This window comes from Streptomyces sp. NPDC006012 (genome assembly GCF_042871185.1).
GTDB lineage: Bacteria > Actinomycetota > Actinomycetes > Streptomycetales > Streptomycetaceae > Streptomyces.
The window spans coordinates 148,366-173,529 of record NZ_JBIAIE010000010.1 but is presented as its reverse complement, the minus strand read 5'-3'; the positions used below and the strand labels follow the sequence as shown (position 1 = coordinate 173,529).

Here is a 25,164-nt window from a genome sequence, read left to right as displayed (position 1 = left end):
GTGCGGTGCCGCGGCCGACCCGGCGCACGGCCCCTCGCCGCCGCCCGGTCCGCCGCGGCCGGCCTCAGGTCCGGGCCGTGCCCCGGCGGTTCGCGAGAGCCAGGACGCGCCGGGCCGAGGCCACCACCGCCGGGTCCACGAAGCGGCCGTCCGGCAGGGCCGTCGCCCCCGGCGTCACCCGCGCCGCTTCGACCGTCTCGTGGGCCGCGGCGATCTCCGCTTCGCCCGGCATGAACGCCCGCGCGATGACCGGGAGCTGACGCGGGTGGATCGCCGCCCTGCCGAGCAGGCCGAGGGCGCGGCCCCGGCGGCAGGACACGGCCAGTCCGTCGAGGTCGCGCACGTCCGGGTAGACGGACTGCGCGGGTGGCGCGAGACCGGCTGCCCGCGCCGCGACCACGGCGCGCACCCGCGGCCAGGAGAGCCCTTCCTCGTCGGTGATCCCGAGGTCGGCGCGGAGATCGGCCTCGCCGAGTGCGATCCCGCGGACCGCGGGATGGGCGCCGGCCACGGCGAAGGCGTTCTCCAGACCGAGCGCCGACTCCAGCAAGGGGTACAGCGGTGGCGGCCCGGCCGGGCCGCCACCGGCGAGCGCCTCGACGACGGACCGCACGTCCGCGGCCGAGGTCACCTTGGGCAGCCGCAGCCCGCCCAGGCCGGGCAGCGCCCCGAGTGCCGCCAGGTCCGCGGCGGCCCACGGGCCGTCCAGCGCGTTGATCCGCACATGGACGGCCGCAGGGCCCGGCAGGGGGGCCGACAGCAGTTCCGCGGTGGCCGCGCGCGCGTGGTCCTTGCGGTCCGGCGCGACGGCGTCCTCCAGGTCGACCACCACCACGTCCGCACCGGACCGCAGGGCCTTCTGCACCACTTCGGGCCGGTCGCCCGGCACGTAGAGCCAGGTCAGGAAGGCTTCCGACAGTTCGGCGGCATCCGTGCCGACCGCGGCGGAGGTGGCGGCGCTCATAGGACCTCCTCCTCGCGCAGGGCGTCCCGTTCCGCCCCGGTCAAGCCCAGTTCGGCGAGGATGCTGTCGGTGTCCGCGCCGTGCGGGCGGCCCGGCCAGCGGATGGCACCCGGCGTCGACGACAGCCGGAACAGAACGTTCTGCATCTTGATCGGCCCCAGTTCGGCGTCGTCGACGCGGGCGACGGTGCCCAGCGCCTCGAACTGCGGGTCGGCCAGCACGTCCCGCACGTCGTAGATGGGTGCCACCGCCGCCTGCGCCTCCTCGAACGCGGCGACCACCTCGTCCCGGTCGTGGCGTGCGATCCAGGCGCCGACGGCGGCGTCGATCTCGTCGGCGTGCTGCGCGCGGCCCGTCCCGGTGGCGAACCACGGCTCGGACACGTACTCCGGGTGCCCGACGAGTTTCATCACCCGCTCCGCCACCGACTGGGCCGACGAGGACACCGCGAGCCACTTGCCGTCGGCCGTGCGGTAGGTGTTGCGGGGCGCGTTGTTGACGGACCGGTTGCCGGTCCTCGGCTGTACATAGCCGAGTTGGTCGTACCAGAGCAGTTGCGGTCCGAGCATCGCCAGCATCGGTTCGATGATCGCCAGGTCGACGATCTGTCCGGTGCCGGTGTGCGCGCGTGCGGCCAGCGCCGTCATCACCGCGTACGCGGTGGCCAGCGCGGAGACCGAGTCGGCGAGCCCGAACGGCGGCAGGGTCGGCGGCCCGTCGGGTTCGCCCGTGGTGGCCGCGAAGCCGCTCATCGCCTCGGCGAGCGTGCCGAACCCGGGGCGGCGGGCGTACGGGCCGAACTGGCCGAATCCGGTGACGCGGGCGAGCACGAGCCGCGGGTTCGCCGCCGACAGCTCCGGCCAGCCGAGGCCCCACTTCTCCAGGGTGCCGGGGCGGAAGTTCTCGATGACCACGTCGGCGTCCGCGACGAGCCGGAGCAGGACGTCCCGGCCGCCCGGGGTGGACAGGTCCAGGGTCATGTTCCGCTTGTTGCGGCCCAGGTGCTTCCACCACAGGCCCACCCCGTTCTTGGCGGGGCCGTGGCCGCGGGACGGGTCGGGCCGTCGCGGGTGCTCGACCTTGATGACGTCGGCGCCGAAGTCCCCGAGCAGGGTCGCGGCGATCGGTCCGGCGAACAGCGTCGCGAGGTCGAGGACGCGCAGTCCGGCCAGCGGGCCGGGGCCTCCGCCCGGGGACGGCCGGCGGGCGGAGGTCTGGGCTATGGCGTCGTCGGTGCGGGGTCCCGGCTCCGCCGTGGCTCCGGATGCGGCGCCGGGGTCGGCGGCTGTGCCGGGCGCGGTGCCGGAACTGGAGCGGTCGGGTGGTGCGTCGTGCATGGTGGTACCTCGGCTTCCTCGGCCGGCCGGGCACGCGGGGTGCGGCAGGCAGGTGTACGGCGGACGGCGGCGGACGGCGCCGCGTGCGGTCAGGGCGGGCTCGGCGCGACCCGGTCGGCGGCGGCGCGGTCCGGCGGGGAGGACGAGGCGCCCGGCCGCCGGACCGACAGCGCGCACGCGGGGGTCGCCCGGGCGAGGGCGCCGGCGACGGGCCGCCCCTCGCCGAGTGCGACGGCCGGAGCGCCCACGACGGTGTCCCCCGCCGCGGTGATGTCCGCCGTGGCCGTCCGGTGGGCCGGCGCCCTCAGCCGCGCGGCGGCCCGGGCGCCGTCCAGGGCGGCGTGCAGCCGCGGCCCGAAGTCGTCGTCCCCGACGGCGCCGAGCGTCGTCGCGTCGCCGCCGGACCGTGCCGCGGCGACGGCCTGGTGGGCGCCCCTGCTGTCCGCGACCGTACGGAACGACTCCCCCGCGACGGTCTCACCGCGGGCGGGTGCGACACGGGTGCAGGCGGCGACGTGCGTGTCGGTGCTGCCGAGGACCGCGATCCTCTCGCGGGGCGCCACGGTCATGCGGTGCCCTCCTGCTCGCGTCGCCCGGCTGCCGGAGCGGGCGGCTCGACGACGGCCGCGGTGCGCCGTGCCAACTCGTCGAAGCCGATGCCGTCGAGCCCGGCGACGGTCGTGGCCAGCCTGTTCTTCAGCGGTCCGGTCCACCGGCCGGGCAGCACGCCGGGAGACCCCGTCAGCAGTCCGGCCACCGATCCGGCCGTGGCCCCGTTCGAGTCGGTGTCCCAGCCGCCCGAGACGACCCGGCAGATGGACCCGCTGAAGTCGCCGTCGGCGTGGGTGAGCGCGGCGGCCAGCAGCGCCACGTTGGGCAGGACGTGCACCCAGTGGTGGTCCCCGTAGGCACCGTGCAGGGTGTCGACGACTCCGGCGAACCCCTCGGGGGTGCCGGTGGGTTCGGCGCGGGCGCTGTCGATGCCGAACCGTACGGCGGCGGCGAGCCGGGAGCGCGCGGGCACCACGGACAGGCCGGCGGCGAGGCACTGGTGCACGTCCGCTCCGCCGCCCGCGGCCCGCGCGATGACGGCCGCGGCGAACATCGCGCCGTACACGCCGTTGCCGGTGTGGGTGAGGACGGCGTCCCGCCAGGCCTCGTCGGCGGCGGCCGACGGGTCGCCCGGGTGGGTCCAGCCGAAGACGTCCGCGCGGATCAGCGCGCCGATCCACTCCCGGAACGGATTGCGCGTCGTCGCCGTGCAGGGCGGTTCGATCCCGTCCAGGAGATTGCGGTAGGCGACGCGTTCGGCGGTGAACGTCCGGCCGGCCGGCAGCTCGTCGAGCCACAGCTGGGCGATGTCCGCCGTGGTGAAGCCGTGCCCGAACCGTTCCAGCGCGAGCAGGCCGAGCAAGGGGTAGTTCAGGTCGTCGTCCTCGGGCATCCCGTCGATGTTCTCGGCGAGCGAGGTGGGGCGGCTGCGCCGGTTCCACGGGTAGCGTGCGGCGACGTCAGGGGCGAGGCCCCGTTCGGTGAACCAGGTGCTCAGCGGCCAGTCACCGGTGGAACGGGCAATGGCACGGATGCCGTCGAGCGGCAGCTTCTCCACCGGTTTGCCGAGCAGGCAGCCGGCGGCCCGGCCGAGCCAGCCCGCCTCCAGCCGCAGCGCGACGTCCTCGGCGCCCGCGGCCTGGACGGCCGGAGCCCGGGCCGGCCCCGGTGCGGCGGCATGGATCGCCGCCAGGCCGGTCGGTTCGTCGGCGGCCGACGGGCGCTCCAGCGCGGCGAGTTCGTCCAGCAGGTCACCGGCGAGGGCCCGCAGCGCCGGGTCGCCGGGGCCCGGCGAGGCACCGGCCCGCTCGGGCGCGAGGTGGCCGCCCGCCGCCAGCCACCGCCGCCGTACGTCGAGCGCGTCGCGCCCGTCCTCGGCGGCCTGCCGCAGTTCGTGGCCGACGAGGTCCTCCGGCTGGACCCAGGTGAGGCGCAGCGCGGTCACCGTGCACCGGCCAGTTCGGTGAAGGCGGCCTCGTGGGTACGGCGGCGTTCGGTGTCCTTCGCGAACACCTCGCGGGTGACGGCGGCGAGTTCGGCGGCGGGGCCGTGCAGGTCGAGGCGACTGGCGCGGCTCACCTCGTCGCTCCACCGGGCCGGGACGGCCGTGCCGCCGCCCAGCGCGCCCGCGATGGCGCCGCTCATGGTGGCGATCGAGTCGCAGTCGCGGCCGTAGTTCACCGAGCCGAGCACCGCCGGCTCGAACGCGCCGCCCCCGACGAGCAGCATGCCGAGCGCCACCGGCAGTTCCTCGACGCTGTGCAGCCGCGAGGGGCGCCGGGCGCCGAGGGAGGGCTGCCGGTAGTGGGGGCCGACCGTGTCGAAGGGGGTGACGGCCTCCCGGAGCGGGGTGAGCGCGGCCTCCCAGTCGTCGTAACCGGCGGCCCGTTCGCAGACCGCTTCGATCGCGGCCCGCGTGCCGTCCTTGGCGAGCCGCAGTGCCTCGCCGATCACGCTCGACGGGGTCGCGCCCGGAATGAACGCGGCGGACACGGCCGCGGCGAACACCCCGGCGGCTTCCCGTCCGTAGGAGGACTGGTGCGGTGCGGCCACCTCAAGTGCCTCGCGGTAGGCGGCGTCCGGATGGCCCGCGTTGACGATGCCGACGGGTGCCATGTACATCGCGGCACCGCAGTTGACGATGTTCCCCACCCCCGCCTCGCGCGGGTCGACGTGCCCGTAGTGCAGGCGGGCGACGATCCACTTCTCGGCGAGGAAGATCCGCTGCAGCGGCAGCGCCTCGGCTTCCAGTTCGGGGATCCAGCGGGGGATGCCGATCAGGTCGGGCACCAGGTGGTCCGCCACGCTGTAGGCGTCGAGGTGGTCCCGCACGGTCGAGTAGACCCGTATCAGCGCGTGCGTCATCAGGGTGTCGTCGGTGACGTGCCCGTCGCCCTTGTGGTACGGCGCGATCGGCCGGGCCGTGCGCCAGTCGTCGCCGTGGAACGGGCCCACGATGCCCCGCACCCGGCCGCCGTGCCGCTCCGAGATCTGCTCCGGGGTCCAGCCCTCCACGGGGCCGCCCAGGGCGTCGCCTACCGCCGCTCCGACCAGGCAGCCGGTGACGCGGTCCTCAAGTGTGGGTTTCATCGGGCTTCAGGTCCTTCCGTGGCGGTGGGCGCGGGCTCGCGGGTGGCGAGCCGGGTGGCGAGGTCGGTGAGGTCGCAGCCGGCGAAGCGGGGCAGGGCGCAGCCGACGAGCGTCCCGCAGGTGTCACGCCAGGACGCGGGCAGCGCGGCGCCGCCGCCGATGGCCCCGGCGAGGGCTCCGGCGAGGGCGGGCGCGGAGTCGGCGACCCTGGAGAGGCAGGCGGCTGCCGGCACCGCCTCGTGCACGGCGCCGTCCGAGGCGAGGACGAGAGCGAGTGCGGTGGGCACCGTCTCGGCGGCGGCGATGCCGTAGCTGTAGACGTGGTCGATGATCTGGTGTTCCAGGAGCGGGATCAGGCCGAAGGCCCGGCCGGGCGTGTCCCGGTCGTAGCTGCGCACCAGCGACAGGGCGTGCGCCGCGTTGCGGGCGATCTCCGAGCCTTCCGGGAGTTGCTTGCGGGCGGCTTCGACGCACTCTTCGGCCGGGGCGCCCACGAGGGCGAGCGAGACGGCCGCCGCCATCGCGCGGGCGCCGTGCACGCCGTCGCCGTCCTGCGTGTAGTGGGCGTCGAACTCGGCGAGGTCGGCGGCGGCCGACGGGTCACCGGGGTGGACGACGGCCAGTACGCAGGCGCGGACACAGGCCGCGTCGTCGAAGAAGTGCGGGTTGTCGTGGCCGGTCGCCGGCGGGCGCAGGCCGGTGGCGAGATTGCCGAGACCGGCGCGCACGGAGATACGGGCGCGGAGGGTGATCACCGCGGATTCGACCTCGGGGGCACGGGCGGCGGCCGTGGAGATCTCCGACGCGAGTGCCGTCCACGCCAGGTCGACCGCGGAGCGCACCCGGCGGTCCGGGCTCAGGTCGCTGCGCTGCGTGGCGTGCGCGGCGATCACGGCCTGGGCGGTGAAGGCGGCCCATTCGGCGTCGTCGGACGGGCCGAGCCGCAGCGGCTGGGACGGCTGGTTGAGCGCGATCGGCACCGGCAGCGTGGTGGTGGCGTTCTGCTCGGCGAAGGTGTCGAGTTCACGGGTGAGGCGGCGGGTCCATTCCGGCATCCGGGCGGCCCGGTGGCGGGCAGCGGGCCAGCCGGCCGCGTCGCCCGCGGCGAGTCCGATCAGCATGCCTTCGACGCGGTCGCGTTCGGGCAGCCGGAAGTCGGCGTTCTCGGCCGTGCGGGGCGCGGCACCGGTGCCGGCGGTCCGGCGGGCCGGGTCCTGCGCGGTCGTGGCCGCGGCGGTCCGGGCGCCGCGCGCCTTCTGGCCGCGCGTGTTCTGGCCCCCCGAGCGGGGGTCCGGTACGGGTCGTCGGGCTCCCATGGTCATGACGCCACCCGCTCGGCATGGCCGGACGCCTCGGGGGGCGACAGCAGGTCCGCGATGTCGCGGACGTGGTATCCCGCCATCGGCGGCAGACAGCTGCCGCGCGCGGGACGGATCGCGGACGTCCAGCGCTCGGGGAGCGCCGCGTGGCCGCCGAGCGCGCCCGCGAGGGCGCCGGCGACGGCGGCCGTGGTGTCCGCGTCGCGGCCCATGTTGACCGCGCACAGCACGGCTTCCGTGAAGTCGCCGCAGGCCAGCGTGAACGCGCCGAACGCCAGCCCGACGGCCTCCGGTGCCAGGTCGGTCCAGGGATAACCGCCGATGACCACCGACGATCGCAGGGCGCGCTCCCGGTCCAGACGGGTCAGCGAGGTGTCCTCGCGGGCCAGCCGTGCCGCCGTCACCGCGCGGCGCAGCGAGCGGGCCGTCCAGGAGTCCTCGGGCACCACCGAGAGCGCCGCGTTGATCACGGCCGAGCAGTCCCCGCCGCCCATGGCGGACGCCACGCCCGCCGCGACGGCCTGACCTCCGTAGATGCCCTCGCCCTCGTGGCTGACGGTGCCGTCGACGGCGACGAGCAGTGCGGCTTCGGCGGGCCGGCCGGCCGCGAACACCCCGAACGGGGCCGCGCGCATGGCGAGGCCGTCGCTCCAGGCGTGCCGGTGCTGCGCCGTGATGGGGGCGGCGAGGCCCCTGCGCAGGTTCTCCAGCGTGCCGCGCTCGCTGAAGCCCGCTCCGCGGAACGGCCCCTCGTTGCGGTCGGCGATCCAGAAGTGCCAGGCGGCCTCGACGTCGGCGACGGTGAGCGCGGAGCCGTAGCGGGCGAGCAGCAGCCCGGACAGGATCGCGTACTCCGTGTCGTCCGTGCCCGCGGGGTCGGCCGTGACGAAGTCCTCGATACGGCCCCAGCGCTCCCTGATCTGGGAGGGCTTCATGTTCTCCGCGGGTGCTCCGAGGGCGTCGCCGATGGCGAGCCCGGTGAGCGCACCGCGGGCGCGGTCCCGCACGCTGCCCGGTTCCGGCGCCGGCAGCGGTGTGCCGCCGGGCGGCGGTGCCAGGGGCGGTCCGAGGCGGGATCCGGGCCGCGTGGGGGACGTGGGGGGTGCGCTCATGTCGTGCCGTTCTCGTTCGGTGGTGCTGTGCGGTGCGTGCGGTGTCGGTGGGTCCGGGCGGCCGGGTGCCGGGCCGGCCGCCCGTGGCTCACTCCCGGTAGCGGTCGAAGATGCGGTTGCCGTGGCGGACGAGCTGGTTGCGCAGGTCGTCGAGGCTGGAGCCGCCCTTGTAGTACTCCTGGAGCGCCGGCGTGGCGATCTTGTCCTTCCACTCGGGGTAGCCGCGGGACCCGAGCATGGGCGAGGCGGTCAGGTTGCGGGCCACGGCGACGCCGGTCGACCAGCCGTCCTTGGCGACGGTGATGGACGGGTCGGCGAGTGCGGCCTCGCCGGTGGGTACCATCCAGTCGCCGCGCGCCAGTTGGACGAGGTGCGCGTTCTGTGTCATGAAGGCGATGAACGCGACGGCGGTGTCGGGGTGCTTGCACGCCTTCGACACGGACAGGGTCTGCGGGCTGACGCCCTGGGCGTTGCTGCGCGGGCCGACGGGCATCGGCAGGGTCACCCAGTCGAAGCCGTCGGGGGCCTGCTGCGCCACCTGCTGCCGGTAGGAGAAGCCCAGCGGGAGCAGGGCGTAGCGGCCGGCGAAGAAGCCGGGCAGGGTGTCGCCGCCGCCCATGCCGAGCGCGGTCGGTGACGCCGTGCGGTCGATGTTGGCCTGGCGGTGGATGAGTTCGGGGAAGGCCGAGTCGGCGGCGTCGAAGCGGACTTCGGGCGTGCCGTCGTCGCGCCGGTAGAGGATCTTGCCGCCGTTGGACACCGACTGGTTCACCGTGGCGTTGACGGGCGCGTTCATCGCCCATGCCGTGCCGTACCGGGCGGCCGTGCCCTTGCCCGCGGTGGTGAGTTCCTTGGCGACGTCCTCGAACTCGGTCCAGGTCCAGGGCTTGTCGGCCGCCGGCAGGGTGATTCCGGCCCGGTCGAGGATGGTCCGGTTGGCGAGCAGCACCCAGGGTTCCTGGAGGAACGGCACGCCGTACAGTCCGCCGCCGAACTGTGTGGTGGACCAGGACGAGGCGGGGATGCGGGCCTTCAGGTCGGCGGGGACGAGGTCCGTCAGATCGGTGAGGTATCCGCCGTAGCCGAAGTCGGTGAGGTCGACGGCCTCGTCGTGGATGATGTCCGGGGCCGCGCCGCCCTCGAAGGAGGTCAGCAGCTGGTCGTGCACAGTGTCCCAGCTGCCCTGCACGTACCGGACCCGGGTGTCGGGATGGCTCTTGTTCCACTGGGCCACGAGCGCCTTGTTGGCGGCCACCGACTCGGCCTGCCAGGCGAGCGAGAGGAAGTCCAGCGTGCCGGATCCGTCGCCGGAGCTGCCGCAGCCGGTGAGCAGGGGTGAGGCGACGGCCGCCGCGGCGGTGGCGGCGGCGCCGCTCAGGAACGTACGACGGCGCATCAGCCCTTCACCGCCCCGGCCAGTACGCCGCCCACCAGACGCTTCTGGAGGAAGGCGAAGAACACCAGGCTCGGCAGGGTCGCGAGCACCGAGGCCGCGGCGAGCGGGCCGAGGTCGGCCGCGCCCTCCGCGCCGAGGAAGTGGGTGAGGATCACGGACATCGTCTGCTTCTCTGGGGACTTGAGCAGGACCAGGGCGAAGAAGAACTCGTTCCACGCGGTCACGAAGGAGAACATCAAGGTGGCCACCAGGCCGGGGGCCAGCAGCGGGAAGACCACGCTGCGCAGGATGCGCCACCGCCCGCCGCCGTCGATCGCCGCGGCCTCCTCCAGCGAGAGGGGGACCGCCTTGACGTACCCCTGGAGCATCCAGAGGGCGAACGGCAGGTTCCACACCACGTAGACGATGATGAGGCCGGGCAGCGAGTCGACCAGGTGCAGGTTCTTCAGCACCAGGAACAGCGGGATGATGACGAGCACGAACGGGAACATCTGGCTGACCAGCACCCAACCCGTGCCGAGGCGGCTGACCGTCGACCGGAACCGCACCAGCGCGTACGCGGCGGGTACCGCGATCGCCACCGAGATCACCGCGGTGACCACCGACACCAGCAGGCTGTTGAGCGCGGAGCGCAGCAGCGGCTGTTCGTCGATCGCCGAGCGGAAGTTGTCGAGCGTCGGGTGCCGGGGCAGCCAGCTGGGGTCGACAGAGCCGAGTTCCTGCGGGGACTTGAAGGCCGTCGACAGCAGCCACAGCAGGGGGAAGGCCAGGAAGATCACATAGCACAGCAGGGCCAGGTACTGCGCGGTGCGGCCGGCCGCACGCGCGCCGCCGCGCCGGGCGGAACGCCGCGGACGGGATGGTCCGGCCGGCTTCGCGGAGTCCGACCGCGTCGGGGCAACGGTGCCGCTCACTGGTCTGCCTCCTTGAGACGGTTGCGCAGGAAAACGGTCAGCAGGACGGCGATCACGGCGATCATCACGAGTCCCATCGCGGCGGCGTAGCCGAACTGCCCGTACTGGAACGCCTCCTGATAGGCGAACAGGGTCGGCAGCCGGGTCTTGCCGCCGGGGCCGCCGTTCGTGAGCACGTAGACCAGGCCGAAGGAGTTGAAGTTCCAGATGAAGTCGAGTGCGGTGATGGACAGCACCACCGGTTTCATCGCGGGCCAGGTCACGGCGGTGAACCTGCGCCAGAGGCCGGCTCCGTCGAGGGCGGCCGCCTCGTGCAGTTCGCCGGGCACGTTCTGCAGGCCCGCCAGCAGGACGACGGTGGTCTGCGGCATCTTGGCCCAGACGCCCACCACGATCACCGCGGGCAGCGCGAGGGTCAGGCTGGAGAGCCAGTCGGTGGTGCCGGAGGTCAGGTGGAGGTGGCGCAGGGTGCTGTTCAGGATGCCCGCGTCGGGGTTGTAGACGAGCCGCCACATGATGCCCACGACGACCTCGGGCATGGCCCACGGAACGAGCGCCAGGGTCCGGGTCAACCAGCGGAATCGCAGGTTCTGGTTGAGCAGCATGGCGAGGCCCAGCGAGAACAGGAACTGCAACGCCGTCACGCAGACCGCCCAGATCAGCCCGATCTTGAAGGAGTCCCAGAACAGCGAGTCGAGCCGGAGGTCCGCGAGGTTGCGCAGTCCGGTGAAGGACGTCGCACGGGTCACTCCGGACTGCGCGTCGGTGAACGCGAGCGCGATGCCGTACAGCAGCGGGCCGACGCTCAGCACGAGCACCGGGATCAGCGCGGGCAGCAGCAGGAACCAGGCGTCCCTGTCCAGGCCGAGCATCTTGCGCCGCGCGGCGGACCCCCGCGGGGGCACCCGGGTGCCGCGGGCGGGGCGGGTGGCGACCGGGGCGCTCACGGGCGGTTCCCCACGGGCACGCCGGGCAGGTGGGCGTCCTGTTCGCCGAGCGGTTCCCGGTCCGGCGACGCGGCGGCCGCTTGACCGGCCGCGCCGGCCCCGGTGGAAGAGGCGCGGACGACGAGCCGCGGGGCGACCGTCGTACAGCCGACGTCGGAACCCGCTGCCGGGGCACCGGCTTCGAGCCGGGCGACCAGCATCTCGGCGGCGAGCCTGCCGCGTTCGGCGGAACCGAGGTCGACGCTGGTCAGCGGCGGGTAGCCGGCCCGGGCCAGGTCGCTGTCGTCCATTCCGACGACGGCGAGGTCCGCGGGTATGGACAGGCCCCTGCTGTGTGCGGCGTGCACCACGCCGAGCGCCAGTTGGTCGTTGGCGCAGAAGACGCTGTCGATGCCGGCGCCCGCGTCGAGCAGCCGGTGCGCGGCCGCGGCGCCGGCCTCGACGGAGAAGTCGGTGGTGACCGTGAGGGCCGGGTCGGCCGCGAGGCCCGCCTGTGCGAGTGCCGTCCGGTAGCCCTGGGCGCGGTTGGCGCCCGGCACGGTGTCGGCGGGGCCGTTGACGAAGGCGATCCTGCGCCGGCCGAGCCCGATCAGGTGGCGCACCGCCAGCATCGCGCCGTGGACCGAATCGGCGCGCACGCTGTCCACAGTGGCCTCGGGCGGCACGGAGCCGATGACGACGACCGGTCCCGACGCCGACCGCAGCGCGTCGAGATGGGCGTCGGTGACCCGGATCGGGCAGATCAGGAGTCCGTCGCTGGTCCGGTCGGCGAGGCTGCGGATCACGTCGAGTTCGTCCTTGGCGACGGCGTCGGTCGAGTGCAGCAGCAGCCGGTATCCCAGCGGCTTCGTCACCTTCTGTATCTGCCGGACCATCGAGACGTAGGTGGGGTTGCCGATGTCCGGCATCGCGAACGTGAGCTGCCGCGACTTGCCTCCCTTGAGGGACCGGGCCACCCGGTTCGGCACGTACCCCAGTTCGGCCGCCGCCTTCTCGACCCGGCGTACGGTGTCGGGCCGACCGCCGAGACCGTTGAGCACGCGGGAGACGGAGGCTATTGACACCCCCGCCGCCAGCGCGATGGTCTCCACCGTCGGTGGTCCGCCCGAACTCGTCATGATCGCCCCTTTGCAGATCGACTGGCCACTCCGGCTGTAAACGTTTACGGCCCGGTCGGTTTTCTGGAAACGTTTACAGAGCGGTCTGCACAACCGCCGGGGAGTGGAAGGTGTTGTCACATCCTGCGGACGGCTCAACCCTGCGTCAATGAGATGTGAGATCTGCCGCATCTACTGACACGACCCTTGACGGAACACCGTTCGGCATGATTGCAGCCGACGGTGCCGTGGCGTCCGGACGGGCCGTATCCGCCTCGCCGTTCGCCGATCCGGGCGCTCCGCCGCCCGGTGCCGAGCCGCACGCCGGACGCCCCCGCGGCGGCCGTCCGGCCGGCGCGGGGGCGGTGGTGGCTCCTGCCGGGCGCCACGGGTGGCGGACGCCCGGCCGGAGGTTCGGGGCCGAGGCGGCGCCTCGGCAGGAGGGAGGCGGCGGTGCCTCAGTAGGAGAACTGCCGGATCTGCTCGTCGTAGGGTCCGTAGGTCCAGCCGGTGCGGGTCGCCGGGTCCAGTTGCAGGGACGCCGCCTGGCCGCCGTACAGGAGCGGACCTCCGTGGGTCGTCACGGTGTACCCGCTTTGGACGGCGCTCGTCTTCCTGGTGGCCAGATCGACGATCTGCAGCTGGCCCGTGGCGTTGTTGTCGGCCACGAATCCCGTCTGCGAGCCGAAGTACACGGTCCCTTCGGGCCGCGTGAACGAGACCACGGCGAGCTTGTTGGGCCCGTCGACCGCAAGTGCGCTCGGGGTGGCCCTGCGCAGCGTCACCGAGTCGCCCGAACTGCCGTCCGCCTGGTTCACGGTGCTGATCACGCCGGTGGGGGCGATCTTGGTGCTGAGCGCGGTGGCGGTGGCGTCGTACAGCGTGCCCGTCCCGTCCGTGGCCAGGCCGTGACCGCACGCGGGCAGCGGCCCGCCGGCGGAGACCGTCCCGTGGTCGAGGTCCACCCGTGCGACCGTCACCCCACCCAGGCACAGGAGCTACGTGGCCTGCTTGGCGAGGAACACCTCCCCGCTGGACCGGTCGATCGTCATCAGGGAGTACGAGCCGGGCCGCACTCCGTCCGGGTCGGCCTCAAGGAGCGTTCCGGCGCTGCCGTCGGACAGGTCGACGCTCTGCACGAGGTCGCTGTCGTCGGCGGCCGACCGCAGCAGCAGCGCGGCCCGGCCGTGTCCGGCGTCGACCTGCCCGGTGACGAACGTGTGGTCCGCCGCGCGCAGCGTGAACCGGCCGGCCGGGGAGTCGGTCGCCGTGTTCCAGGTTTCCACCTGCACATCGCCGTCCGAGGTGCTGCGGTGCGCGAGCAGGACGCGGCGGGAGCCCGGGGCGACGCCCAGGACCTCGTAGTCGGATCCGGTGCCGGTGTCCGAGGCGAGCACCGCCCCGTAGCCGCCGGTCTTCGTCGAGTAGTGCCGTACCTCGGTACCGCCGGCCGCCGTGCGCAGCGCCGCGATCGAGTCGTCGCCCGCGGCGGCGAAGCTCAGCACGGTGCTGCCGTCCGGGGCGAGCCCGTCGTCGACCTGGAGGGTCGAGAGCGGTGACGCCTGGCCGACGACATGGCCCAAGCCGTCGAGGGCGAGGATCCGCACCCCGTACGAGGCCGACGTGGCGGGGCCGAGGGCGAGGGCGTCGAGCCGCTCGGTGCCCTTCTTGCCGGACAGCGTGACCCGGGCGGTGGACGGGGTGTTCACACCGTCGCCGTCATAGGCCGTACCGTTGGCGTTCGTGAACGTGTTGAGCGAGTTGTAGAGGGTCGGCCCGGGCGCCGAGAACTCCGCGACCGCCGACTTCGCCCCCCGGATGCCGGTGACGTCGTGTGTCAGGCCGAACGAGGGTGCGCTGCGGGTCACTTCGGCGAAGTGACCGGCGACCCGGTCGCTGCCGGTCAGGACGGGCGCGGCGGGCCGGACGGCGGCCGAGCCGCCGTCGATGCGGATCGGGGCGAACTCCCCGTAGACCACCTTGGTCGGGTCGCCGCCGTAGCCCGACTGTGCGATGCCGATGCCGTAGAGTCCACCGCCGCCGGAAAAGGCGTCGGCCGGGGCGGTGATCGTGCCCTGCTGCGCGGTCAGCGCCTGGTGCCAGCCCGCGGTGAAGATCTGTCCGAGGACGGGGTTCCAGTGGCCGACGGTGGACACCACCAGCTGCGGGGCATCCGTCCGGGAGACGCCCGAGATGTCGTAGGAGACGGTGACGGCCTTGCCGGTCCGGGCCACGGCCGGGGCGTTCGGTGCGGTGGCCTCGACGTACGTACCGTCGCTGGGCCCCACGGTGATCGTGCGCTGGGCGTCGGCCCGTACCCGGCCGTCCGTCAGCACCCGGTAGGTGGCCTTGAGGGTGCGGTCGGTGGCGGAGACCTCCGGCAGGCCGGCCGCGTCGAGCAGTTGCTTCGGCGTGACCCGGATCGCGGGGGTGCCGGAGCGGAAGACGGTGGCTCCGACAGTGAGGGTGTACTGGGCCTTCGCGTCCTTGGGCAGGCCGGTGACGTCGCCGGCGAAGGTGACGGGTCCGACCAGGCCCTCCCCGGTGCCGCCCGAGGCGCTGTCGGCGAGGTCGATGCGGCCGGGGTCGGTGGTCTCCAGGAACGAGCCGCCGAGTGCCCCGCGGGTGACGCGGTGCGCCATCGACAGACGGACGAGGGAGGGTCCTGCGGTGTCGCCGAGCGCGGCCTCGGCAGCGGCGGTGACGTCGATCTGCGGACCGACGTGCAGCGGGCGGTCGATCTGCGGTGGCGTCGGCACAGCCCTGCCGGTCCGCTCCAGCAGCGAGCGCACCTGCGCGGGCGTCAGGTCGTGACCCGCGAGTCGCCCGGCCTGCAGGACGACCGCGGCGGCCGCGGCCACCTCCGGGGCGGACGCCGAGGTACCCCCGTTGAGCACGGGGGTGACGGCCTGCGGGCCCTGGCCCGTGGTGTGCTGGAAGGCGACGATGCCGTCGCTGGGCGCCGACAGGTCGATGCGGCTGCCGAAGCCCGACGAGAAGGTGCCGGATCCGCTGATCCGGGTCTCCGCGACGGTGGCCCCGGCGGACTGGGCGGAACCGGCGGGCGCGGCGAGGGTGTCGTCGAGGGTGGTGCCGCCCACCGCTATCGCGCCGGAGTCCGGCACCACGGTCGGGACGGTCGACTCGGCGTCGTCGTCGATGGACGTCGCGGCCGAGCCGTTCCCGGTGACCTCGGTGGGCGTGCTGCCGCCGTCGGGGCCGACGGAGGCCGGGGTGTAGAGGCGGGTGCCGTCGTTGGAGGAGATCGACACGACGACGTGGTACGTGTGCACGATCGCCGAGATGATCGACCGGATGTACGGGTCGTCCTCCAGGTAGCGGCCCGGGAAGCCGATCGAGTCGGTGCCGTAGCCGAGGCTGGCGGTGATGACGTCGGGCCGTGGCTTCTGCTGCGCGGCGGCCAGCAGGGCGACGGCGATCTGGTCCATCGTCGGCGTCTGCGGGACCACGAGCCGGTAGTCCGCGCCGGGCGCGATGCCCAGCAGGTCGGTGTAGCCGCTGCCGGTGCGGTCCGGGCGCTGCTGGTCGTGCGGCAGCGGCGCCATCACGCTGAAGTCCAGGAGGACTTCGTCGAGCAAGGGGTCCTGCTGCTTCGTGGAGGCGCTGCCGGACAGCGAGCCGTCCGCGGCCGCCACATAGGTCGGTATCAGCGGCATGGACGGCAGGTCCAGATAGCGCCGGCCGTTGCGCAGCACCGTGGTGGGGCCGAACGACGCGACGTAGGAGTCACCGGCGTCGGCCATCGACTGGTCGGTCAGGTCGCCGACGGAGACGTTGGTGATCACCTCGCCCTGGCCGGGTGTCTGCCCGTACTCCTTCTTCAGCAGCGAGAACGCCCCGGTCGCGTCGACGCCACCGGCGTTGAGCATGCCCTGCGCGGAGTCGGTCAGGGCGTAGTTGGCGGGCACCCCGTCCAGGTCGGCCGGTGCGGTGGAGCCGGACTCCGAGGAGGGACCTGACCGCGTGGCCCGGGAGGTGGCGGCTGCCGCGGCCTTGAGGTCGGCCGACGGCACCGGTTCGGCTACGGTGCTCATCGTGTTGACGTAGCGGTTGGGCTCGGCGTCGGCGACTCCCGGCGCGGCGGCGAGGCTGCGGGCGACGGCGGCGGAGTCCTTCTGCCGTGTCCGGACCACATAGGTGTGCGGCAGGTCGGCGGCCGACGCACCGGGTTCCACGCGGGCTGCGGACGTCAGCTGGTCCGTGGTGGCGCTGCCGGCCGAGGGGAGCAGCGGGTGCAGGGACGTGGCGCCCACCGCCCTGAGCTCGGCGTTCAGTCCCGGGTCGCTGGTCTGCGCGGCACGGGCGGCGACGCTGCTGCCGGACACCGGGTGCCCGGTCACGGATGTGCCCTCGTCCAGGGTGAGCAGTACCTGGCCGGGTACGACGCCCTGTTTCTGGGCCGGTGGCTCGGTCAGGGTGCTGCCGCCCACCGCGGCCTTGCCCGACGCGGATGGTGGTTCGCCGGTCCGCGGCGCGGACGGGACCGGGGACGCGGCGGTCGCCGGCACGGTGAGCGCGCCGGCGGTCAGGGCGGCTATGGCTGCGGCCGCCGCGGCGAGACGCCGGCCTCTGGGACGGGCATGGGACATGGCACCCCTTCGAAGGGAGACAAGTGCGTACAGGTCAGGGACGTTGTTCGGCCTGGCCCTGCCAAACCGCGCCCCTTCCAAGAAGGGGAAGATGTCAATCGGAACAGCAGTGGCACAAGGTGACAGTGGTGGCTGACTTCCGCCAGCTGGCGGTTGTCTGCCATGGACGGCGGTGGGAAGACGTGGCATTTGACGTGCTGGGACTGGCAGAGGAAACAGAGCGTGTCTACACCGCGCTGGTCGGCCTTCCGGGGTCCACGGCAGCGCAGTTGGCGGCCGCCTGCGAGCTGTCCGTCCCGGCCGCCGCGCGGCAGCTCGCCGGACTGGTCAGGGACGGCCTGGCGACCCGGGCGACCGGCCGTCCGCCGCGGTTCACCGTGGTGCCGCCCGATGTCGCCGTGACCGGGATGATCCGCCGGCGTGAGGAGCAGCTCGACGAAGCCCGGTCACAGGTGCACCGGCTGATGGAGGCGCACCGCGAGGCGTCCCGGATCAGCCGTCCCGACCTCGGGGTGGAACTCCTCACCGACCGCACGGACGTCAGCGACGCGGTGCAGCGGCTGACCACTCAGGCACAGCGGCAGGTGCGCGCGTTCGACCGGCCCCCGTACGTCGACCGGCCCGGGAGCAACCTCGCCGACCAGCTTCAGCAGCAGCGGCAGGGCATCTCCCACCGGGTGGTCTACGACCGGGCCGCGATCACCTGGCCGGGCCGCCTCGCCGGGGACATCCTGGCCAGCGTCCGGGCCGGGGAACAGGGCCGCGTGCGCAGCGAGTTGCCGCTGAAGATGGTGATCTGCGACAGCCGGGCCGCGATCGTCCCGTTCAGTTCCGCGCCGGGCGGCCAGTCCGCCGCGTATCTCGTGCAGCGCTCCCCCACGCTGACCGCCCTGGAGACACTGTTCGAGGTGGAGTGGGAGCGCGGTGTCCCGCTGCCCCTGGCGGACGGCGCCGCCGTTGCGGAGAGCCACGACGACGGCGCCGACGAACCCGACCAGGTGACCCGGTCGCTGCTGTCGCTGCTCGCGGCCGGCCTCACGGACGCCGCCATCGCCCGTGCCCAGGGCTGGAGCGAGCGCACCGCCCAGCGGCGTATCCACCGCCTGATGAGCCAGTTGGGCGCGGACACCCGGTTCCAGGCCGGTCTGACCGCGGCCCGCCGCGGCTGGCTGTGACACCCGGGTGAGCGTGCCGGGCCGGCCGCGGCGGCAACGGGTGCGGCCCTGGCGTTTGCCGGTCCCCCGCCCGCCGGAGCGGGTTCAGGTGTGCCGGCCCCAGTGCCCGCGGTGGACGACCTCGGCCGCGCCGCGGCGGCGTTCCTTCACCTGAGGAGCCTGTGCGGGGAGGTCGTCGGCGCGGTAGCCGACGGTGATCCCGCCGATGGGGTCGTACGCGTCGGGGATCCCGAACTCGGTGCGGAAGGGCTGCAGGTGCTCCGGCATGATGCCGAAGAAGCAGGCGCCGAGGCCCTCGTCGACCGCGGTCAGCAGCATGAGGAGCGCGGCCATGCCGGTGTCGATGTGCCAGTACGGCGCGGGCCAGCGGGATTCGGCGCGGTCCTGCCAGCCCTTGTCGGGCTCGGCGTAGCGTTCGAGATAGGCCGCCTTGTGGGCCAGGGGCACCACCACCAGCGGAGCGTCCTGCATGGTCGGGGTCCGTTCGACACGGGTGGGCACGAACGGCCAGAAGCGGGCGCGGTCGGCGGGATCGGTCAGGGCGAGGAACGCCCAGCCCTGCGAGAAACCGGCCGAGGGCGCTCGCAGCGCGGCGGCGAGGACCCGTTCGACGACCTCGGGGTCGAGCGGCCTGTCGGAATAGTGGCGGACCATGCGACGGCGTCGGATCACCTCGGAGAATTCCATGGGGGCAGATCCTGCCACGAACGCCCGGTGGGGCCACGGGGACCGGGGCGCTCCGTGTGCAGCCGGACCGTACGTCGGTGCGCGCGGCGTCGCAGCTCCGATCACGCTGAACACGCGGTCGCTGCTCATGGCCGTACGCCCGGGCGCGCGACGCCCCGGCGATCCCGTTGAACACGCGGTCGTCGAGGGGCGAGGCCCCGGCGTGCGGCCGGTGCAACGCGCTCACGGAGGTACGGTGCGCGGTCCCAGCGCCATGGCGGCAAGGCAGGCGGAGGCCGGCGCACCGTACGTCCCGGACGTTCCCGCAGGCGCCCGCGGTCGGGCGTGGACCAGCGAGGTCACGTGGCTCCCTGGTCCCGGCGCCGGGCGTCGAGGCGTTCACGTTGCGGCTTCACCACGTAGGCGGGGTCCTTCGCCGACGTCACACCCGCCTCGAAGGTGCCGAACCGCTGCAGGACGCTGCCCGCCATCAGCGCCAGTCCGCCCACGGCGGCGGCCGCACGGCTGCGGCGGGCCAGGGTGAGCGCGGTGACCGCCCCCGCCAGGGTCAGGCACTCGGAGGCTCTGCGCAGGCGGTGCGGCCGGCCGGTGGTGTACGCCTGGGTCACGAAGCCCGGGCGCCGGTCGATGAGCCGGGACGCGACGATCTCGGCCGCCGCGCCCGCCGCGCCGAGCCGCCGCGCCGGGCCCGCCTCCGCCACCGGAGCCAGCACCATGCCGAGGCCGGCCGCGCTGGCCGCCGCGGAGCCGGTGAACACGAACGGCAGCTCGCGGTGGGCCTCGTGCCAGGCGGGCACCGCGGTCTGCGAGAGCAGGGCCGCCGTGTACGAGGCGACTCCGGGGGCGAACAGGGCCGCGGAGAGACCGGCCGGGCGGGCGGCTCCTTGCAGCAGCCGGCCGGGCAGCGTGCCGCGCAGGGCGGCGGGGAGCAGCTCGGCCGTGGCCGCCAGCCCGCTGCCGGGACCGTAGGCGACGAGGATCCAGGTGCCGACGGACATGGGTGAACTGGGTTTGGCGACCCTCAGCATGTGGTGGAACCGCTCGGGCCGGCCGAGGTCGGCCACCAGCAGGTACATGCTGACCATCAGCGTGGCGAATCCGCCCACGCGGCCCGCCCGCCGCAGTTCCGGACGCCCCGTCAGGTCCGCACCGGCCGCAAGCAGCGCGGCACCGGCCGACAGGCCGCCGGTGAAGAGGTACGCGGGGATCTTCCACTCCCACACCGTCGGCTTGAGCACCGGACGCCCGTAGTACGAGCGGAACTCCGCCCGCGGCACCATGGACCGCTCGCGGCTCCCGTCGTCGTCCCGGCCCCGGCCGGTGCGATGCTGCCCGTCGCGCCGGATCTCCTCGTCCCCGCTCATCGCCGCCCCCCGCGCAGGAAGGCCGCGGCCGAGGCGGCCAGCAGCGCCGTCGCCGCCGCCCCCACGTGCTTCCACATCGACATCAGGTCGCGGGTCGGCACGATCGGGTCCGGTGGCAGCCCGTACACCTCGGGTTCGTCCAGCAGCAGGAAGAACGCGCCGTCGCCGCCGACTCCGTCGTCGGGGTCCCGTCCGTAGAGCTGGGCTTCGGGGACCCCGGCCTCGTGCAGGGCGGCCAGTCGCCGGTCGGCACGCTCGCGCAGTTCGTCGAGCGGACCGAACTGGATGGAGTCGGTCGGGCACGCCTGGGCGCACGCCGGTTCCAGGCCGCCGCGCAGCCGGTCGTAGCACAGGGTGCACTTCCAGGCCCGGCCGTCATCCGGCCGCCGGTCGATGACGCCGTAGGGGCAGCCGGACACGCAGTAGCCGCAGCCGTTGCAGATGTCGGGCTGAACCACCACGGAGCCGAACTCCGTGCGGAACAGGGCACCGGTGGGGCACACGTCGAGGCATCCGGCGTGGGTGCAGTGCTTGCACACGTCGGAGGACATCAGCCAGCGGAACTCGGTGCGGGCCTCCGCGCCCGTCCCGGTGCCGGGCAGGTCGAACGAGGGGAAGCCCAGGTCCACCGGGGCGGTGCCGAGGTCGGCGCCGCCGCGCTCGGTGTCTTGAAGGGCATCGGCCACGACCTCGGCCGTGCCCTCGGTGCTGGACGGGCCGACGGGCAGGTCGGCGAGGCCCGCGTCCTGCTCGCCGAGCGGGCGCTCCTGCTCGATGAAGGCGACGTGCCGCCACGAACTGGCGCCCAGCATCCCGGTGTTGTCGAAGGACATGCCCAGCAGGTCGATGCCGTCCTCCGGGACGCCGTTCCACTCCTTGCAGGCCACCTCGCACGCCTTGCAGCCGATGCACACGGAGGTGTCGGTGAAGAAGCCCATCCGCGGCGGGTGGTCGGGGTGCCCGGCGTTCCCGGCGGGGTCCGCGAGCGGCCCGTAGAAGCTGTTCTGAGACGTCATGACGGCTCCTGCGGCAGATCGAGATCGTCCGTTTCGGTGTGGGCGCGCTCGGCGCGGCCGCCGGCCGTCGCTATGCGAGTGCCGGTCGCCACGGTGATGCCCGCGCGTCTGCGGTAGTCCTCGACGTAGGCCAGCAGAGCCTGACCCCGCGGACGCCGCCCGGGCCGCACGTCGCAGGTCAGCACCTTGCTCTCCTGGATGAACACATTGGGGTCGGTCACCACGCCGATCAGGTCGTTGACCACGTCACCCTTGGTGAGGCCCGCCGTGCCCCAGTGGTACGGCATCCAGACCTGGTGGACGACCCGGCCGTCGACGCGCAGCGGCGCCATGCGGTCGGTGACGACGACGCGTGCGTCGACGGCCGTCCGGCTGGTGACGACATGGGCCCAGTCGAGGTGGCGCAGGCCGCGCTCCCGCGCCAGTTCGGGCGACACCTCGACGAACAGTTCGGGCTGGAGTTCCGCCAGGTACGGCAGTTGCCGGCTCATGGCGCCCGCCGTGTGGTGCTCGGTCAGCCGGGCCGTGGTGAACACATAGGGGAACACCTGGCCGTGCGCCTCCGGCGGCGCCGGGTTGGACGGGTTGTCGGGACGGCCGTAGACCTTGCGCACCGGGTTGCCCTGCTGTCCGTAGAGAAGGTTGCGCATGGGCGACTCGTGCGGCTCGTAGTGGGTGGGCAGCGGCCCGTCGGCGAGTCCGGCCGGGGCGTACAGCCATGCCTTGCCGTCGCGCATCATGATGAACGCGTCGCTGCCGCCCAGCGCGTCCGGGCCCGTCGCCCCGGCCGGCGGCCGGTAGTGCGGCGGTTTGGTCCGCTGGAAGTCCGGGGTGTCATGGCCGGTCCACTCGCCGGCCTCCTCGTCCCACCAGACCAGTTTCTTCCGCTCGCTCCAGGGCCGGCCGTCCGGGTCGGCGGAGGCCCGGTTGTACAGGACGCGGCGGTTGAGCGGCCAGGTCCAGCCCCACTCCGCGTCGTAGGGTCCGGTCTCGAAGCGGGAGGCGCGGCGGCGGGCCTGGTTGGTCTCGCCGGCGTAGACCCCGCTGTAGATCCAGCAGCCGCAGGCCGTACTGCCGTCGGCCTTGAGGTCGAGGTAGCTGTCGACGGTGCGGCCGGTGCGCAGGTCGATGCCGTTGACGTGGCGCAGCACGTCCGACGAGGAGGGCTCGTCGCCCTCGGTCTCGTAGTCCCAGGCCAGGTCGAGGACCGGACGGTCGCGTTCGTCGGTGGAGCCCGCGAGCCGCTCCTTCAGCCGCACACCGAGCCGGTGGAAGAACCACAGCTCGGACCTCTGGTCGCCGGAGGGTTGTACGGCCTGGTCCCGCCACTGGAGCATGCGCTGCGTCTGGGTGAAGGTGCCGGACTTCTCCACGTGCGACGCGGCAGGGAAGAAGAACACCTCCGTGCGGCAGCGCTCGGTGACGATCTCGCCGGTCTCGATCTCCGGCGCGTCCTTCCAGAAGGTCGCGCTCTCGATCATGGCGAGGTCGCGGACGACCAGCCAGTCGAGGTTGGCCATGCCCAGGCGCTGCAGACGGCCGTGGGCGGAGCCGACCGCGGGGTTCTGGCCGAGCAGGAAGTAGCCGAAGACCTTCCCGTCGTTCATGTCCATCACGGTGCGGTAGGTGCCGTGGTCGCCGTTGATCCGGGGCAGGTAGCCGAAGCAGTAGTCGTTCTCCGCCGTCGCGGCGTCGCCGAAGTATTCCTTGAGCAGGGAGACCATGTACGCCTCGGCGTCGCCCCAGAAGCCCTTCTCCTGCGGCCCGCGGACGGTGTCCAGGTAACCTGCCAGGTTCTCGTGCTCGACGGCCGGCATGGGCAGGTAGCCCGGCAGCAGGTTGAACAGGGTGGGGATGTCGGTGGAGCCCTGGATGCTGGCGTGGCCGCGCAGCGCGAAGATCCCGCCGCCCGGACGGCCGATGTTGCCCAGCAGGAGCTGGATGATCGACCCGGTCCGGATGTACTGGGCGCCCACGGAGTGCTGGGTCCAGCCGACGCTGTACACCAGCGCGGTGGTCCGCTCCCGGCCGGAGTGCTCCGTCCACGCCCGGCACACGTCCAGGAACAGTTCCTGCGGCACACCGCAGATCCGCTCCACCATCTCCGGCGTGTAGCGCGAGAAGTGGCGTTTGAGCACCTGGTACACGCACCGTGGATGCTGCAGGGTGGGGTCGGCCTCGATCTCGCCGCCGGCGGCCTCGACGTAGGGGCCCTTGGCTCCGTGCTGGTACGGCGCGGAGGTCTCCTTGGCATGCCGGCCAGGCCGCTGCCGTGCGGCGACGCTCGCGTACGACCAGCTCGACGCGTCGTAGGCGGCGGTGTGCGGGTCGTAGCCGCTGAACAGCCCGTCCAGGTCCTCGGTGTCCTGGAACCGCTCGTTCACCAGGAAGGGCGCGTTGGTGTACGCCTGCACGTACTCACGGAAGTCCAGGTCATGGGTGAGGATGTGGTTGATCACGCCGCCCAGGAACGCGATGTCGGTCCCGGCCCTGATGGTGACGTGCTGGTCGGCGTGGGCACTGGTGCGGGTGAAGCGCGGGTCGATGTGGAACACCTTGGCGCCGCGCGCCTTGGCCTCCATGACCCACTGGAACCCGACCGGATGGGCTTCGGCCATGTTCGAGCCCATGATGATGATGCAGTCGGAGTTGATCAGGTCCTGCTGGTAGTCCGTGGCACCGCCACGTCCGAACGAGGCTCCCAGACCGGGAACCGTGGCGGAGTGTCAAATACGGGCCTGGTTCTCGATCTGCAACGCACCGAGGGCGGTGAACAACTTCTTGATGAGGTAGTTCTCCTCGTTGTCCAGCGTGGCCCCGCCGAGACCGGCGAAGCCCATGGTGCGCCGCAGCTTCCTGCCGTCCGCGTCGGTGTCCTGCCAGCCCTTGCGGCGGGCGTCGAGCATCCGGTCGACGACCATGTCCAGGGCGGTCTCCAGGTCGAGCCGCTGCCACTGGGTGCCGTAGGGGGGCCGGTAGAGGACGTGCTGCTCGCGCTGCGGTCCCGTGACGAGTTGCTTGCTGGCGGAGCCTTTGGGACACAGACGGCCGCGGGAGATCGGGCTGTCGGGGTTGCCCTCGATCTGGACGACCTTCTCGTCCTTCACGTAGACGCGTTGGGCGCAGCCCACGGCGCAGTACGGGCACACGGAGTGCACTATCCGGTCCGCGGTCTCGGTACGGCCGACGAGGCCGGCGGAGCGGGACGACTCGGCCGCCTTGCCCCGGCCCAGTGGGTCCGTGCCGGTGAGCTGCCGGTACACCGGCCAGGAGTCGATCCACCGTTTCACGCCCATGCGCCAGCTCCTTCGCACGAGGATCTCCCTCACGACGCTACAAGCCGGAGAACCGACCGCAAGTCCTGGAGACGGGCGCGCCGAGCACGGGCAGCCACTGCCGTCGGCCCAGGTCCCGCGGAACCGTCTGACGTGGAACAACGTACCGGCGGTCGACTTGACAGAGTCAAGCCGACCGACCATATTGGCGGGTACGACAAGGAGGGGGTGTGGTATATGCCCAGGCCCAGCATGCGCAAGCATCTGATCGACGCCGCTTCTGATCGCTTCCACGAACACGGGTTCAACGGAACCGGCATCAAGGACATCGCCGACGCCGCCGGCACGCCGAAGGGTTCTTTCTACAACCACTTCGACAGCAAGGAATCCATGGCCATCGAGGTGATGCGCCGCTACGCCGACACCCGCGAGATGGCGATGCTCGCCGACACGTCGGTCCCGCCCGTCGAGCGCATGCGCGGGCACTTCGCCTACCTGGCGAGCGACCTGGCACAGTTCGGCTACACCCGGGGCTGCATGTTCGGGAACTTCGGATTGGAACTGTCCACACACAGCACGGCGATCCGGGAAGAAGTGGGGGGCCGGTTCGACCACTGGGAGTCACTTCTCGCCTCGGTGCTGGACGAAGCCCGAGCCGCCGGGACGCTGGCGAGCGAGGTGGACAGCGCCGTGCTGGCGCGTTTCCTGGTGAACGCCTGGGAAGGGGCTGCGATGCAGGCGAAGGTCGCTCGCAGCAGCGCACCGCTGGACGGCTTCTTCGTCGTACTGGATTCGCTGACCTCCTGACCG

General features: G+C 73.1%; 19 protein-coding genes. 2 read left to right on the top strand and 17 right to left on the bottom strand.

Features of this window, described 5'->3' with window-relative positions; translation table 11 throughout:
- Positions 1-64: 64 nt before the first annotated feature.
- The 13 genes from ACFYPJ_RS19955 to ACFYPJ_RS19895 form a co-directional block, all read right to left on the bottom strand.
- Positions 65-964 carry an HpcH/HpaI aldolase/citrate lyase family protein gene (locus ACFYPJ_RS19955; protein WP_389018562.1) on the bottom strand — a complete coding sequence of 300 codons (900 nt, stop codon included), beginning with the start codon at positions 962-964 and terminating at the stop codon, positions 65-67.
- Complete coding sequence (locus ACFYPJ_RS19950) at positions 961-2,301, bottom strand: CaiB/BaiF CoA transferase family protein (protein WP_389018560.1); 1,341 nt, start codon at positions 2,299-2,301, stop codon at positions 961-963. The genes ACFYPJ_RS19955 and ACFYPJ_RS19950 overlap by 4 nt, the downstream gene beginning before the upstream one ends.
- 89 nt (positions 2,302-2,390) lie before the next feature.
- Complete coding sequence (locus ACFYPJ_RS19945; RefSeq protein WP_389018557.1) at positions 2,391-2,870, bottom strand: PfkB family carbohydrate kinase; 480 nt, start codon at positions 2,868-2,870, stop codon at positions 2,391-2,393.
- Positions 2,867-4,297, bottom strand: coding sequence for an ADP-ribosylglycohydrolase family protein (locus ACFYPJ_RS19940; protein WP_389018555.1), 1,431 nt, complete (start codon positions 4,295-4,297; stop codon positions 2,867-2,869). The genes ACFYPJ_RS19945 and ACFYPJ_RS19940 overlap by 4 nt, the downstream gene beginning before the upstream one ends.
- Positions 4,294-5,442 carry an ADP-ribosylglycohydrolase family protein gene (locus ACFYPJ_RS19935; protein WP_389018552.1) on the bottom strand — a complete coding sequence of 383 codons (1,149 nt, stop codon included), beginning with the start codon at positions 5,440-5,442 and terminating at the stop codon, positions 4,294-4,296. Before ACFYPJ_RS19935 ends, ACFYPJ_RS19940 begins: the two co-directional genes overlap by 4 nt.
- A complete protein-coding gene (locus tag ACFYPJ_RS19930) occupies positions 5,439-6,764 on the bottom strand; it encodes an ADP-ribosylglycohydrolase family protein (protein ID WP_389018550.1) in 1,326 nt (441 codons plus the stop codon). The genes ACFYPJ_RS19935 and ACFYPJ_RS19930 overlap by 4 nt, the downstream gene beginning before the upstream one ends.
- Positions 6,761-7,873: an ADP-ribosylglycohydrolase family protein gene (locus tag ACFYPJ_RS19925; protein WP_389018547.1), complete on the bottom strand. Its 1,113-nt coding sequence runs from the start codon at positions 7,871-7,873 to the stop codon at positions 6,761-6,763. The genes ACFYPJ_RS19930 and ACFYPJ_RS19925 overlap by 4 nt, the downstream gene beginning before the upstream one ends.
- Before the next feature lie 88 nt (positions 7,874-7,961).
- Complete coding sequence (locus ACFYPJ_RS19920) at positions 7,962-9,269, bottom strand: ABC transporter substrate-binding protein (RefSeq protein ID WP_389018544.1); 1,308 nt, start codon at positions 9,267-9,269, stop codon at positions 7,962-7,964.
- A complete protein-coding gene (locus tag ACFYPJ_RS19915; protein ID WP_389018721.1) occupies positions 9,269-10,066 on the bottom strand; it encodes a carbohydrate ABC transporter permease in 798 nt (265 codons plus the stop codon). The genes ACFYPJ_RS19920 and ACFYPJ_RS19915 overlap by 1 nt, the downstream gene beginning before the upstream one ends.
- A gap of 113 nt (positions 10,067-10,179) precedes the next feature.
- A complete protein-coding gene (locus ACFYPJ_RS19910; protein ID WP_389018718.1) occupies positions 10,180-11,055 on the bottom strand; it encodes a carbohydrate ABC transporter permease in 876 nt (291 codons plus the stop codon).
- Between the two features lie 71 nt (positions 11,056-11,126).
- Positions 11,127-12,248, bottom strand: coding sequence for a LacI family DNA-binding transcriptional regulator (locus ACFYPJ_RS19905; protein WP_389018541.1), 1,122 nt, complete (start codon positions 12,246-12,248; stop codon positions 11,127-11,129).
- 437 nt (positions 12,249-12,685) lie between these two features.
- Positions 12,686-13,192, bottom strand: coding sequence for a hypothetical protein (locus ACFYPJ_RS19900; protein WP_389018538.1), 507 nt, complete (start codon positions 13,190-13,192; stop codon positions 12,686-12,688).
- A 33-nt stretch (positions 13,193-13,225) separates the two neighbouring features.
- Complete coding sequence (locus ACFYPJ_RS19895; RefSeq protein ID WP_389018535.1) at positions 13,226-16,837, bottom strand: S8 family serine peptidase; 3,612 nt, start codon at positions 16,835-16,837, stop codon at positions 13,226-13,228.
- Positions 16,838-17,019: 182 nt separating this feature from the next.
- Between ACFYPJ_RS19895 and ACFYPJ_RS19890 the strand changes: the two genes are divergently transcribed.
- Positions 17,020-18,012, top strand: a complete 993-nt coding sequence (locus tag ACFYPJ_RS19890) for a helix-turn-helix domain-containing protein (RefSeq protein ID WP_389018532.1) — start codon at positions 17,020-17,022, stop codon at positions 18,010-18,012.
- Positions 18,013-18,096: 84 nt separating this feature from the next.
- Here ACFYPJ_RS19890 and ACFYPJ_RS19885 read toward each other — a convergent pair whose 3' ends face one another.
- The 4 genes from ACFYPJ_RS19885 to fdh form a co-directional block, all read right to left on the bottom strand.
- Positions 18,097-18,699 carry a nitroreductase family protein gene (locus ACFYPJ_RS19885; RefSeq protein ID WP_389018529.1) on the bottom strand — a complete coding sequence of 201 codons (603 nt, stop codon included), beginning with the start codon at positions 18,697-18,699 and terminating at the stop codon, positions 18,097-18,099.
- 338 nt (positions 18,700-19,037) lie between these two features.
- Entirely contained in the window at positions 19,038-20,063 is a 1,026-nt protein-coding gene (gene nrfD, locus ACFYPJ_RS19880; RefSeq protein WP_389018526.1) for an NrfD/PsrC family molybdoenzyme membrane anchor subunit, read from the bottom strand.
- Positions 20,060-21,079: a 4Fe-4S dicluster domain-containing protein gene (locus ACFYPJ_RS19875; RefSeq protein ID WP_389018525.1), complete on the bottom strand. Its 1,020-nt coding sequence runs from the start codon at positions 21,077-21,079 to the stop codon at positions 20,060-20,062. The genes nrfD and ACFYPJ_RS19875 overlap by 4 nt, the downstream gene beginning before the upstream one ends.
- Positions 21,076-24,375: a formate dehydrogenase gene (fdh, locus tag ACFYPJ_RS19870; protein WP_389018522.1), complete on the bottom strand. Its 3,300-nt coding sequence runs from the start codon at positions 24,373-24,375 to the stop codon at positions 21,076-21,078. Before fdh ends, ACFYPJ_RS19875 begins: the two co-directional genes overlap by 4 nt.
- A gap of 216 nt (positions 24,376-24,591) precedes the next feature.
- Here fdh and ACFYPJ_RS19865 point away from each other — a divergent pair, with 216 nt between their 5' ends.
- Positions 24,592-25,161 (top strand): TetR family transcriptional regulator C-terminal domain-containing protein, encoded by a 570-nt coding sequence (locus ACFYPJ_RS19865; protein WP_389018519.1) that lies wholly within the window; start codon positions 24,592-24,594, stop codon positions 25,159-25,161.
- The last annotated feature ends 3 nt before the right edge of the window (positions 25,162-25,164 follow it).